This window comes from Protofrankia sp. CiP3 (assembly GCF_917627345.1).
Lineage (GTDB): Bacteria > Actinomycetota > Actinomycetes > Frankiales > Frankiaceae > Protofrankia.
Map to the genome: position 1 here is coordinate 1 of NZ_CAKJTM010000121.1, position 12,139 is coordinate 12,139.

Consider the following 12,139-nt stretch of genomic DNA (forward strand, 5'->3'; position numbering starts at 1 on the left):
GTCGGCGGCATGGCCGGCGTTCGCGCCGTACGGAGCGAGCGCCAGGCCGGGCGGGCCGCGCCCGCGCTGTCGCCGGGGGCGACGGTTGACGCCGCGCCCGCGGGCGAACGGGCCGCATCGGTCGCCGCCATCGCCGTGCGCGCTCTGCCATCGGTTGTCACGATCACCGTGACCAGCCCGATCCTGTCCGCTACTGGTTCCGGTGTGATCATCAGGCCGGACGGCTACATACTGACCAACAACCACGTTGTCGCCGGGGCCGCCGTCGGGGCACGGGTCTCGGTGACCTTGTACCGGGAACTGCGGCAGATTTCGGCGGAGATCATCGGACGTGACCCCAAGACCGATCTCGCCGTCATCCGGATTCCGGCGACGAGCCCGCTGCCCGCCGCGGCGTTGGGGCGTTCCGGCTCGCTCGTGGTCGGTGCGCCGCTGGTGGCCATCGGCGCACCGCTGGGACTGGCCGGAACGGTGACAACGGGTATTGTCAGTGCGCTTGACCGTAACCCGACGGTGCCGGCGGAGTCCGGGGGCGAGTCGGTCCTCATCGGCGCGATTCAGACCGACGCGGCCATCAATCCCGGTAATTCCGGCGGCGCGCTGCTGGACGGGCGTGGTCAGGTCGTCGGCATCACCACCGCGATCGCGGCCGTGCCCGGTTCCCGCGCCGAGCACGGCGCGTCCGGGAACATCGGCGTGGGCTTCGCCATCCCGATCGACTATGCGAGGTCGGTGGCCGACGAGATCATCAGTACCGGCCGGGCCACCCATCCTGATGTCGGCGTGTCCGCTGGGACGATCACCCCGGATGACGCGGCGGCGATCGGGACCTCCCCCGGCGCGCTCATCCGCGGGGTGACGCGGGGCGGGCCCGCCGATGTGGTCGGACTGCGTCCGGGAGACATCATCACCAAGGTCGACGGAGCCGCTATCGGGAACACCAACGACCTGATCGCGGCGATCCGGGTGCACCGGATCGGTGACCGGGTCACCCTCACGTTCGAGCGCGATCACAAGACCCATGAGGTCGAGCCGGCTCTCCGGGAACAGCGCGACTGAGAGCCTGAGAGCATCCGGCGACAGGGGTGTGTCCCAGCCCCGCGATGCCGCGTCCCCTGTTGCCCCTGTTGGCGGTGCTGCGGTCGCGCCGAGCGGAACGAATCCGGGCCGGTGGGCCGGTGGGCCCGCGAAGGGAGGCGACCGATCCGGAGCTGTTCCGTTGATCGCGGCTGCGAGGTAGTGTGGGGCCGTGTTCAATGGCGTCGGCTGGGGCGAGGTCGCTGTCCTGCTGCTGATCGGTCTCTTCGTGTTCGGCCCGGAGCGGTTGCCGAAGGTGGCCCGTGACGCCGGTCAGATGCTGCGTCAGTTCCGGCAGATGGCCGCGGGGATGCGCGAAGAGCTGCGCTCCGAGCTTGGTCCGGAGATTGCCGATCTCGACCTGAGTACCCTGCATCCCAAGACGTTCGTCCGCAAGCACCTGTTCGACGATGAGGACCCGCTGCTTCCGTCGTACCTGTCCAAGCGGACGTCGTTCGACAAGATGCTCTTCGACGACGACCCGGAGGCACCTTCGGTGCCTGGTGGTGAGCGGGCCCGGCCCCGGCTCTCCTACGACGACATGCAGGCGGGGCCCGCGGCAGCCGTCAAGCCACCGTCGTTGACGAAATCCCCCATCCTGACCAAGGCTACCCACAAGGCCGTCTTGACCGGGAGCAGGGCTGCCATCCCCTCGGACCGAGGCCAGGCCACGACCGCGGCACCTGTCACCCGCGGGGCGGCCACCGCCGAGACACCGGCGGCGGCCCCTTTTGACACCGACGCAACCTGACTGACCCGCGCTCCCGCGCTCCCCGCGCCCGGACGACCAGGGGATATGCCCGGACGGAACTTCCGGCCCGATCGCCAAGGTATTCGGTCGGGGTGGCTCGGCAACAGCCCCGCGACGCCGCGTCCCCTATTGCCGGGCGCTCTTTAGCTCCGGCGGGTCGGGGTGAGGCCCAGGGACCGACCGGCCAGCCCGCGTGAGCGCGATGACAGGCGCTCGGCCACTTCCCGCAGGATCTTCGAGGCTTCACAGTCCGGATCCGCGGTCACCAGCGGGACGCCGGAGTCGCCGCCTTCGCGCAGCCGGACGTCGATGGGCAGCTGCGCCAACAGCGGCACGTCGTGCCCGAGCACACGGGTCAGGCGTTCGGCCACCGCAGCGCCGCCCCCGGAGCCGAAGACGTCCACCCGGCCGGCACAGTGCGGGCAGGGCAACCAGGCCATGTTCTCCACCACGCCGACGACGTTCTGCCGGGTCTGGACGGCGACCGTGCCGGCCCGTTCGGCGACCTCGGTGGCGGCGAGCTGCGGGGTGGTCACGACGAGGAGCTCGGAGGACGGCACCAGCTGCGCCAACGAGATCGCGATGTCGCCGGTGCCCGGTGGCAGGTCGAGCAGCAGGACGTCGAGATCCCCCCAGAACACGTCCGAGAGAAACTGTTCCAGCGCACGGTGTAGCATTGGTCCACGCCAGGTGACCGGTTCATTGCCGCGGGTGAACATGCCGGTGGAGATCACCTTCACGCCGTGCGCCTGTGGCGGCATGATCATTTTTTCGACCTGGGTGGGGAGGCGGTCGACTCCGAGCATCCGGGGGATCGAATGCCCGTAGATGTCGGCGTCCAGCACGCCGACCGAGAGCCCGGAGCGAGCCATCGAGGCGGCCAGGTTGACCGTCACCGACGACTTGCCGACGCCGCCCTTCCCGCTAGCCACGCCATAGACTCTGGTCAGCGAACCAGGCTGCGCGAACGGGATCGACCGGGTCGCTGTCCCCCCTCGTAGCTTCGTGTGCAGGGCGGCGCGCTGCTCGGCGCTCATGACCTCGAGGCGGACCCGCGCGGACCGCACGCCCGGCACCGCGGTGACCGCACGCTCGACCCGGCTGGTGATCTCCTCGCGCATCGGGCAACCGGAGACGGTCAGGAGCACCACGACATCCACGGTGTCGTCGGTGACGCGAACCGATTCGACCATGTCCAGGTCGGTGATGGGACGCCCGATCTCAGGGTCGAGCACTGTCGCGAGAGCTGCCTGGATCGCGTCCGCGCCAGGCCGGGAAGCAGACAAGAGAAAACCTCGACCGGTCGGTGTGGTGCGTGCGGCTGACGCCGCCACGCCTGCGCCTCCACCATAGCCGCCCGTCCCGGTCGAACGCGCCCGGTGAGGCCGGATCTTGATCATTTCCGCCGGCCGGCCGAAATGTCGATCGTCTGACATCCTCAGCGGGCTCCCTCGCGGCCCTGTACGGGCGACGTAATCTGATCCACGTGACGGTCGACGAGCGGACAGCGGAGCAGGAATCGCCGATTGACCCGCGATCACTGCGGGCATGGCGCCAGTTCCTGCGGGCTCATTCGTACGTCATCCGGCAGCTGGAGACCGATCTCGAATCCGAGCACCATCTGCCCTTGGCCTCCTTTGACGTGCTGGTCCAGCTGTCCGAAGTGCCAGACGGCGCCCTGCGCATGAACGAGCTGGCAGAGGCGGTCCTGCTGTCCCGCAGCGGCCTGACACGACTGGTCGACCGGCTGGAACGCGACGGCCTGGTCGAACGGCGGTCCTGCCCGTCCGACGCCCGGGGGACGTTCGCGACCCTCACACCTGAAGGCCGCAAGCGGCTGCGGGCGGCCTCCCAGACCCACCTCGCCGGTGTGTCGAAGCACGTCACCAGCCACTTCAACCCGGACGAGCTGGACGTGCTCGCCGACCTGCTGAGCCGCCTCGATCCCCGGGCCGCCACGCCGCCGCCCGGCGGTGGGTGCGGTCAGGGCGCCTGACCGCCACCGGGCGGTGCCGAGGCTGGTCCGGTCAGCGGCCGCGCCCCGTGCGCGCCGGCGATGAGCGCCTCGTACGCCTGCTCGCTTGTTGTCTCCGCGCCGAGTGGCTGGGGCTTGCTCGGCCCGTGGAAGTCGCTGGCGCCGGTGACGATCAGGCCGAGGTCGGCGGCGAGCCGGCGGAGCTGGTTCCGCTCCCGCGGCTGGTGATCGGGATGGTCCACCTCGAGGCCGCGCAGGCCCGCCCTTGCCATGGCCGCGATCACCGCTGGGCCGATGGTCGCACCGCGCCTGCTCGCGTACGGGTGGGCCAGTACGCTGACCCCGCCCGCGTCGCGGACCAGCCGGAGCGCCTCGATGGCGTCGGGCTCGTCCCGGCCCGCCCAGTACCGGCCACCGGGGCCGATCCAGGCGGGGGTGAACGCGGCCTCGATGGAGCCCACGAGCCCGGCGTCGACGAGGGCCTCAGCTATGTGCGGACGTCCGATCACACCGTCGGCTCGGGCGGACACCTGTTCCCAGCACACGGGATGGCCGTCGGCAGCCAGTTTCTCCACCATCCGGCGGGCGCGGGTGACCCGGCCGGCGCGTAGCCGGGCGCGGACGGCGGCGAATGCCGGTTCGGTGGCGTCGAACAGGTAGGCGAGCAGGTGCAGGCTTACCCAGCGGTGCTGGTCGACCCGGATCCCGCAGGAGATCTCCGCGCCCGGGAGCAGGGTCAGCCCGGCGGGCAGCACGGCGGCGGCCTCGGCCAGGCCCGACGTGGTGTCGTGGTCGGTGAGGGCGACCACGGCCAGGCCGGCCGCGGCCGCGAGGCTGACGACTTCGGCGGGGCGGCACAGCCCGTCCGACGCCGTCGAGTGCGTATGAAGATCGATTAATTCCGTCGTGGTCACCGGGTACACGCCTGGAGGCGCTCGCCGTAGCCGGCTCGATCACGCACCGCGCACCCCGGTTCTCGCAAGACACCCCCGCTTTCGCGACCCCATCCGGAGCGGTTGCCCAGCACGGTGGTTGCCCAGCACGATAGCCGCGTCCCCGTTGCCGGCGCTCCTCCGGTGTTCCGGTGTTCCGGTGTTCTGCGGTGCGCCGCCGCTTTCATTCACATTCGTGGCGCGCGGTCTTCCGGACGGGGGCACGGGCCGGCTAACGTCCTGGTGCTGTGAGGAATTCCAGCGGGCCAGCGGCGACGACCCGGCGCGGCTTTCTCGCGGGCGGGGCTGTGCTGCTGACCGCGGCGGGCTGTTCCGGCCGCGGGCCCGGCGGCGCTGCCGCCGCGCGCCCGAGCCTGCGGCCCGCGACCGCGATACCCGGCGTCGGGGACGGCGTGTTCGCTCTGGGGGTCGCCAGCGGGGACCCGCTGCCCGACAGTGTGATCATTTGGACGAGGCTGGCGCCGGCGGCCGGCGTCGCGAGCCTGCCCGCGCGTGACATCCCAGTAGACTGGCAGCTCGCCACCGACGACCGGTTCACCGATGTCGTGGCGGTGGGGACGCAGACCGCCACCCCGGGGTCGGCGCACGCGGTGCACGTCGACGTCCGTGGCCTGCAACCGGCCCGGGTGTACTTCTACCGGTTCCGCGCCGGGACAGTGATCAGCCCGGTCGGCCGGACCCGTACCGCGCCGGCCGCCGGTGCCGGCACGTCCACGCTGAGTTTCGCGCTGGCCAGCTGCCAGGACTTCCAGAACGGCTACTGGCCGGCGTACGGCGCGATCGCCGCCGACGATCTTGATCTCGTCGTCCACGTCGGCGACTACATCTACGAGTACGACCCGAAGAGCAGGTTCCCGGACCGTCGCCACACCACCCCGGCCAGGCCTGGGCTCGACCAGCTCCAGACTCTCGACGACTACCGGGCGCGTTACGCCCAGTACAAGGCTGATCCGCAGCTGCAGGCCGCGCACGCGGCCGCGGCATGGGTGGTCACCTGGGACGACCACGAAACCGAGAACAACTACGCCGGCCTCACCGACGAGTCGGGCGACACCGGTGACAGGCATCAGGACCCGGCGGCCTTCGCACGCCAGCGGGCCGCCGCCTACCAGGCCTACTACGAGCACATGCCGATCCGGGCCAGCTATCAGCCCGGATCGCCCGACCTGCGGCTCTACCGCCGGTTCGCCTTCGGTGATCTACTCACCCTCAACGTGATGGACACCCGCCAGTACCGGACGCCGCAGCCCGGCCGCAGCCCGAACGACATCGGCCCGGCCGCTTTGGGGGAGCACAACACGACCGGGACCATGGCCGGCGCTGAGCAGGAGAAATGGCTGATCGACGGGTTGGGCGCGTCGCGCACCCGGTGGAACGTGATCGCTCAGCAGACGATGATGGCGCAGCTGCACGCCCAGCTCACCCCGGGCAGCGGCGAGGTGTTCGCGAACCTCGACCAGAACGACGGCTACGTGCCCTACCGGACCCGGCTGCTGTCGGCGGTGCGGGACACCGGGGTGGCCAACCCGGTGGTGCTGTCGGGGGACATCCACTGCGCCTGGGTGAACGACCTGCGGGTCGACTTCGATCGCCCGGAGACACCGGTCGTCGGCACCGAGTTCGTCGCCACGTCCATCAGCTCGGGGTTCTTCCTGCCCAGCGAGGAGTTCGTCCGGGCGAACAACCGGCTGCTCAACCCGCACGTGCGGTACTTCCGCGGGGATCGGCGCGGGTACACCCGCATCCGGGTCTCCCCCCGGCAGTGCGCCGCCGACATGCGCGTCGCCGAGAGCATCGACCGCCGGGACGCCCCGGTCAGCACCGACGCCACCTGGGTGGTTGAGGCCGGGCGGCCCGGTGCCCAGCAGGCCTGACGCCAGCGGGCCTGACGGCGATCACGACGACGTTCGGGGCGGCCGTCCCGCGTACCGTCCGGCGGGAGCGAGGTAACGCAGCGCACCGGGACGTACAACGATTTCCGCGGGCAGCTCCGCGACCGGGTCGCCGTCGGCGTAGAGCTGGAACGGGCGGTCGGCGTCCACCCGGACCCGCGTCGCCTGCCGCGTCTGGACGTGCGGGGAGCCCACGTGCCGGCCGGAGAACACCTTCGGGAAGGTGGCGAGGAAAGCGGCCTTGCCGCACCGCGACAGCAGCACGACGTCGAGCAGGCCGTCGTCGGGTTTCGCCAGGGGCGCGAGGTGCATGCCGCCGCCGTAGTAGGCCGAGTTCGCCACCGCCACCGTCCAGCCGGTGACCTCGCGCGCCGCGCCGCCGTCGATCTCCACGGTGAACCGGGCGGGCCGCCAGGTGGCTGCCGCGCGTAACGCGCCGTAGGCGTAGACCTGCTGGCCCCGGACGAACCGGGCGCGATTGGCGATCACCTGGACGGCCGAGTCGAAACCGACGCTGGCGATGCCGAGGTAGGCACGGCCGTTGGCCTCGGCCAGGTCGATCCGCCGTTCGGTGCCGCCGGCCAGGGCGGTGGCGGCGATCACCGGTTGCCTGGCCGCGCCCATCCCGCGCAGGAAGTCGTTGCCGCGCCCGCCGGGCAGCACCGCGAGCAGCCCGCCGAGGCGCGCCACCGTCTCGGCGACCCGGCCGGCAAGACCGTCCCCGCCGAGCGCGACCGCGACCCGCCCGTCCGCCACCGCGTCCTCGGCCAGCTCCGCGGCGTGGTCGATGTCCCTGGTCAGTTCGGTCCGCACGTCGCGGGCCCAGCGTTTCAGCGCCGCGGCGACGTCCGGCAGCGCACGGGCGCCGCGTCCACCGCCAGCGTGCGGGTTGACGATGAGCAGCAGCCGGCGACAGTCCACCTCGACCGCAGCCGGAACGGTTTCCAGGGGCTGTGCCATGGCTGTCGGCCTTTCTCGCATCCGCCGCGGCCCTTCCGCGGCTACCGCGGCACTGCTATGCCCGCCGCGGCCCTGCTACGTCCACCGGCCCTGCTCGGGTCCGTGCCGGTGGCGAGAGCCGAGCTTACGAGACATCTCGGATGCACCCGCGCCGCCTGGGTGTGCCGGTCGCGGATGTCGGCGTGCCGCTCACAGATGAGTGCTGTCGGCACCGAACGGCAGGCATGAGGTGATCATCTGGGCGTTCCGCAGGTCCTGGACGACGAGATGCTCCAGCAGCAGCGTTGCGGCGTCCGCCGGCCAGAGCACCACCCACAGCCATACCCCGCAGGCCTCACCCACGAAGGCGGCCCGGTCGGGCGGGCAGACGACCGGCCACAGCGCGGTCGGGTGCCCGGCAGCCTCGATCTTCTCCTCGGGCCTGTCGCCGATGCGCTCGGGATCGGTACCTGGCAGCCCGGCAAGCCGGGCGCCGAGGCCGATCCCCGGCTCCTCAGCGATGATCACAAGTTCCGCCGGCCCGCCGAGCGGGGAGGGGCCGCCCGCGGCAAACGCGGTCGCCCGCGGCCCGGTGCGGTCGTCACCAGCCCAGGAGACGCCGCTGGCGAACCAGTGGACCGGCATCGGCCAGGGGATCCATATCGGTGCCTTGGCAGCGTGCGCGAGGAAGAGCAGCACCTGCTCCCGGGAGGACACCGCCACCCGGTAGGGGCTGACATCCCCATGTTCGTCACAGCGCCACTGGCTGTTCCACAGATCGGGCGGATGCACTGTCCGCAGGCAGCGGGGACACGCAGGCGGGCTCGTCACCGGGCCGCTCCCCGGTGATGCGCGCCGCTGCCTGACAGTTCCACCGATCCGATGACTTCCCTCCGGTCATGTGCGGCAAACCTGCTCCGGGCAGACCTCACGAGCCGTGGCAAGACGGGCATCAGAGAGCTTTCCCCCGGGCATGCCGGTGTCCGTCGGTGTCCGTCGGGGTATGCCGGGCCCGGACCTTCAGGACTGTCGCGCGTGGCGTCACCCGTGTCAGGCTCTTGTGCATGAAAGTGGAGCAGTGGCTTCCATGAGCAAGGCCGAGCCGTTCTGGGTGGCGGGCCGCCCGGTAACGGGTTCGGCGACCTTTCAGGTCCGTCACCCGTGGGACGATCGTCTGATCGCCACGGTCGCGCGGCCGGATCCGGCGCAGGTGGACGCGGCCGTGGCCGCCGCCAGCACGGCGATGCCGGCGATGTCGGCCATGTCGGCCCACAGCCGGGCCGCGGCCCTCGCCCACGTTGCGGGCCGGATCGCCGAACGCGGTGAGGAGCTGGCCGCGCTCATCACCGCCGAGAGCGGCAAGCCGCTGACCTGGGCCCGGGTCGAGGTCGCGCGGGCATCCTCGACGTTTCGCTGGGGTGCGGAGGAAGCCCGGCGCTGGTCGGGGCACCTGCAACGGCTCGACACCGACCCGGCGGGGGCGGGCCGGGCCGCGGTGGTCCGGCGTTTTCCTCGTGGCCCAGTGCTGGGGATCACGCCGTTCAACTTCCCGCTGAACCTGGTCGCGCACAAGGTCGCACCCGCGTTGGCGGTCGGCGCGCCCATCATCGTCAAGCCCGCGCCGAAGACGCCGTTGTCGTCCCTGCTGCTGGGCCAGCTGCTCGCCGAGACAGACCTGCCCGAAGGCGCGTGGTCGGTGCTGACCGTGTCGAACGAGGCTATGCCCGGACTGGTCGCGGACGCCCGGCTACCGGTCGTGTCCTTCACCGGCTCGGCCCCCGTGGGCTGGTCGATCAGGGACGCGGTGCCGCGCAAGCACGTCGTCCTCGAGCTGGGCGGCAACGCGGCGGTGCTGGTGGCGGCGGACTGGTCCGCCGCCGCGGACCTGCGCTGGGCGGCCGGGCGGATCGCGACGTTCTCGAACTACCAGGCCGGCCAGTCCTGCATAGCCGTGCAGCGGGTCTACGCGGAGCGCGACGTGTACGAGGAGCTGCTGGCCGAGGTGAGCGCCGCGGTCGCCCGGCTGCGCACCGGCGACCCGGGCAACGAGGCGACCGAGGTGGGGCCTCTGATCGACCTGGCGGCGGCCGAACGGGTCGAGCGATGGATCAACGAGGCCGTCGAGGCGGGCGCGACGGTGGTCGTCGGCGGCGAGCGGGACGGCACCACGGTCGCGCCGGCTGTGCTGCGGGATGTTCCCCCGGACGCCCGCCTGGCGCGGGAGGAGGTGTTCGGGCCGGTCCTCGTCATCGAACCGGTCGACGGGCTGGACGAAGGCCTGGCCCGGATCAACGACAGCCCGTACGGCCTGCAGGCGGGGGTGTTCACCCGGGACGTGCGGGTGGCCTTCCGCGCGCACCGGGAACTCGACGTCGGCGGTGTGATCATCGGGGATGTTCCCTCCTACCGGGCCGACCAGATGCCCTACGGCGGTACCAAGGGGTCGGGGACGGGCCGGGAGGGCGTGCGGGCGGCCATGGCGGATCTCACCGTCGAGCGTGTGATGGTCCTGACCGGTATCGATCTGTAGGCCGGCAGACCTTGTAGGCCGGTATCGATCTGTAGGCCGTAGCGGGCGGATGTGCGGCTGTCAGGACGGCAGTTTGCGGAAGTCCCAGCTTGTGATCTTGCTTGGAGTGATCCGGAGCCAGGCATGCCGGCCGTCGTGGGCCATCGTGGCGCGGCCGGTGTACTTGCCGGCGAACAGCCGCTCGGGCCCGGCGAGTTCCGGATCGGGCGCGCCCGTGCGCGGGATGTCCCCGACCGGCTCGGCTGTTCCCTTGATCTCGACGCCCCGGAGTTCCTGGTACTGCTCGCCGGCATCCACGACCACGGCGACCCGCGGATCGCGGACGATGTCCGTCCAGCGCTGGCTGCGGACGACGGAGTTCAGCCACAGGGACGCGCCGTCCCAGACGAACCACAGCGCGGCCACATGCGGACCGTCACTACTGAGAGTAGCGACCCGGCAGGTTCGTTCCGTCGCGAGGAAAGCGTCGACCTCGGTGGGGGCCATCGCGATCGCCCGTCCGCGACGCTGCTCCCGAGCCGGCATGCTGGCACGCTCCATTCCGCATCAGCTGATCAGCTGTATCAGCTGGTTTTCTGTGGGCCTGGTTTTTCTGTGGGCCTTGCCAGCCAGCCGGCAGCGGGATGATCCGGGCCATCGTGGCGTAGGGAGGCAGCCGAATGCCAGTGGTTACCGAGCGTCGCGGACGGATTCTCGTCGTCAGCCGGCTAAGAGCGCCCGGCAATAGGGACGCGGCGTCGCGGGGCTGGGGCACGCACCTCGCCGTGTTGTCGTCGGTCGCCACCCAACACCAGGGTGGCTCCCTCCTCCGCCTCGCGATCTACGCACCCCAGCCCCGCTCCTTGAACCACGCCCCTATTGCCGGGCGCTCTAAGCCGTCAGATGTGGCGCCCGCCGGAGATCTCCAGCACCGTCCCGGTGATGTAGCTCGACAGCTCGCTGGCCAGGAACAGCGCGGCGCCGGCCACCTCGGCTGGTTCGCCCGCCCGTCCCAGCGGGATCTCGGTCAGCTTCGACTCCCAGACGTCCCGCGGCATCGCCTCGGTCATGGCGGTCCGGATCAGACCAGGCTGGATGGCGTTGACCCGCACCCCGCCCTTGGCCAGCTCCTTCGCGGCGGCCTTGGTGAGCCCGACGATGCCGGCCTTGGCCGCGCTGTAGTTGGTCTGGCCGAAGTTGCCGACCTTCCCGGAGATCGACGACATGTTGATGATCGAGCCGCCGCCCTGCTCCTTCATGGCGAGACCGGCTGCCTTGGTGCCGAGCCACGCGCCGAACAGGTGGATGTCGATCACGAGCCGGAAGTCGTCGGCGGACATCTTCTTCATGCTGGCGTCGCGGGTGATGCCGGCGTTGTTGACCATGATGTCGATCCGTCCGTACTCCCGCTGGCAGGCCTCGACGAGCGCCTGGACGTCGTCCTCCCTGGTGACGTCCGTGCGGACGGCGATCGCAGGCCCCAGCTCCTTCGCGGCCTCGGCGGCTTTCTCGACGTTGATGTCGGCGAGCACCACCCTGGCGCCGTTGGCGACGAAGAGCTGGGCGATGGCGAGCCCCAGGCCCTGCGCGCCACCGGTGATGACAGCCGCCTTGTCCTCGAGCAGTCCCACGGGTGTTCCCTTCCCCACGCGTCCGGGCGCGCCGACGGCGCGCATCTCATCGGCTCCGCCGCAGCTCAGGCGGGTCCTTCTCAGCAGTAATACCGCGCCCGGCCGGTCGCGGGCGCGTGATCGCGCCCGGCGCGGATGCTGGCGGGGGACGGCCGCTCTCAGCCGGTTGGGCGGCTGGGCAGCGGCCGGCTGGGCGGCGGCACTGCCCGATGTGTCTCCGGCTGCCGGCTTCTGATGTCGACAGCTCCGAAGCCGTGCGTGGTCTGCGCACCGACCCCGGCGATCGCCGCGAACCGCATGAGCGCGCCGAACACCTCAGCCGCGGTCGCCGACGCCGTCTTCAACAGGCGTAGCTCGGCCTCGCCCACGAAACCGACCTGGCGGATCTGTTCGGTAAGGGCTCGCGTAAAAA

12 protein-coding genes are annotated in these 12,139 nt (G+C 71.2%); 5 read left to right on the top strand and 7 right to left on the bottom strand.

The window, feature by feature from the left end:
* Together MJ797_RS23415 and tatB are read left to right on the top strand one after the other, a co-directional pair.
* Window positions 1-1,059 (top strand): trypsin-like peptidase domain-containing protein (locus MJ797_RS23415; protein WP_308128365.1); only part of this gene is annotated, 1,059 nt, incomplete at its 5' end.
* 190 nt (window positions 1,060-1,249) lie between these two features.
* Complete coding sequence (gene tatB, locus MJ797_RS23420; RefSeq protein WP_239341280.1) at window positions 1,250-1,828, top strand: Sec-independent protein translocase protein TatB; 579 nt, start codon at window positions 1,250-1,252, stop codon at window positions 1,826-1,828.
* Between the two features lie 143 nt (window positions 1,829-1,971).
* Here the strand turns inward: tatB and MJ797_RS23425 are convergent, their stop codons facing one another.
* Window positions 1,972-3,114, bottom strand: coding sequence for a P-loop NTPase (locus tag MJ797_RS23425; protein WP_239341282.1), 1,143 nt, complete (start codon window positions 3,112-3,114; stop codon window positions 1,972-1,974).
* A 200-nt stretch (window positions 3,115-3,314) separates the two neighbouring features.
* Between MJ797_RS23425 and MJ797_RS23430 the strand changes: the two genes are divergently transcribed.
* Window positions 3,315-3,824 (top strand): MarR family winged helix-turn-helix transcriptional regulator, encoded by a 510-nt coding sequence (locus tag MJ797_RS23430; protein ID WP_239311100.1) that lies wholly within the window; start codon window positions 3,315-3,317, stop codon window positions 3,822-3,824.
* On the opposite strand, the gene MJ797_RS23435 is transcribed toward MJ797_RS23430, so the two are convergent.
* The gene (locus MJ797_RS23435) at window positions 3,812-4,717 is read right to left on the bottom strand and encodes a PHP domain-containing protein (RefSeq protein ID WP_239341284.1); all 906 of its coding nucleotides are present in this window, start codon (window positions 4,715-4,717) and stop codon (window positions 3,812-3,814) included. The two genes, MJ797_RS23430 and MJ797_RS23435, sit on opposite strands and share 13 nt — an antisense overlap.
* A 266-nt stretch (window positions 4,718-4,983) precedes the next feature.
* On the opposite strand from MJ797_RS23435, the gene MJ797_RS23440 reads away from it, so the two are divergent.
* Entirely contained in the window at window positions 4,984-6,630 is a 1,647-nt protein-coding gene (locus MJ797_RS23440) for an alkaline phosphatase (protein ID WP_374582854.1), read from the top strand.
* A gap of 21 nt (window positions 6,631-6,651) precedes the next feature.
* On the opposite strand, the gene MJ797_RS23445 is transcribed toward MJ797_RS23440, so the two are convergent.
* Together MJ797_RS23445 and MJ797_RS23450 are read right to left on the bottom strand one after the other, a co-directional pair.
* On the bottom strand, window positions 6,652-7,608 hold the full coding sequence (locus tag MJ797_RS23445; RefSeq protein ID WP_239341286.1) for a diacylglycerol kinase family protein: 957 nt from the start codon (window positions 7,606-7,608) through the stop codon (window positions 6,652-6,654).
* 189 nt (window positions 7,609-7,797) lie between these two features.
* A complete protein-coding gene (locus MJ797_RS23450) occupies window positions 7,798-8,418 on the bottom strand; it encodes a DUF6758 family protein (protein WP_239341288.1) in 621 nt (206 codons plus the stop codon).
* Between the two features lie 256 nt (window positions 8,419-8,674).
* Between MJ797_RS23450 and MJ797_RS23455 the strand changes: the two genes are divergently transcribed.
* Complete coding sequence (locus MJ797_RS23455) at window positions 8,675-10,117, top strand: aldehyde dehydrogenase family protein (protein WP_239341290.1); 1,443 nt, start codon at window positions 8,675-8,677, stop codon at window positions 10,115-10,117.
* Between the two features lie 60 nt (window positions 10,118-10,177).
* Here MJ797_RS23455 and MJ797_RS23460 read toward each other — a convergent pair whose 3' ends face one another.
* The 3 genes from MJ797_RS23460 to cas6 form a co-directional block, all read right to left on the bottom strand.
* Window positions 10,178-10,642, bottom strand: coding sequence for a pyridoxamine 5'-phosphate oxidase family protein (locus tag MJ797_RS23460; RefSeq protein ID WP_239341292.1), 465 nt, complete (start codon window positions 10,640-10,642; stop codon window positions 10,178-10,180).
* A 353-nt stretch (window positions 10,643-10,995) separates the two neighbouring features.
* On the bottom strand, window positions 10,996-11,727 hold the full coding sequence (fabG, locus tag MJ797_RS23465) for a 3-oxoacyl-ACP reductase FabG (protein WP_239311105.1): 732 nt from the start codon (window positions 11,725-11,727) through the stop codon (window positions 10,996-10,998).
* A gap of 158 nt (window positions 11,728-11,885) precedes the next feature.
* Window positions 11,886-12,139, bottom strand: a 254-nt coding sequence (cas6, locus tag MJ797_RS23470; RefSeq protein ID WP_239341294.1) for a CRISPR system precrRNA processing endoribonuclease RAMP protein Cas6, incomplete at its 5' end; no start/stop codon positions are given.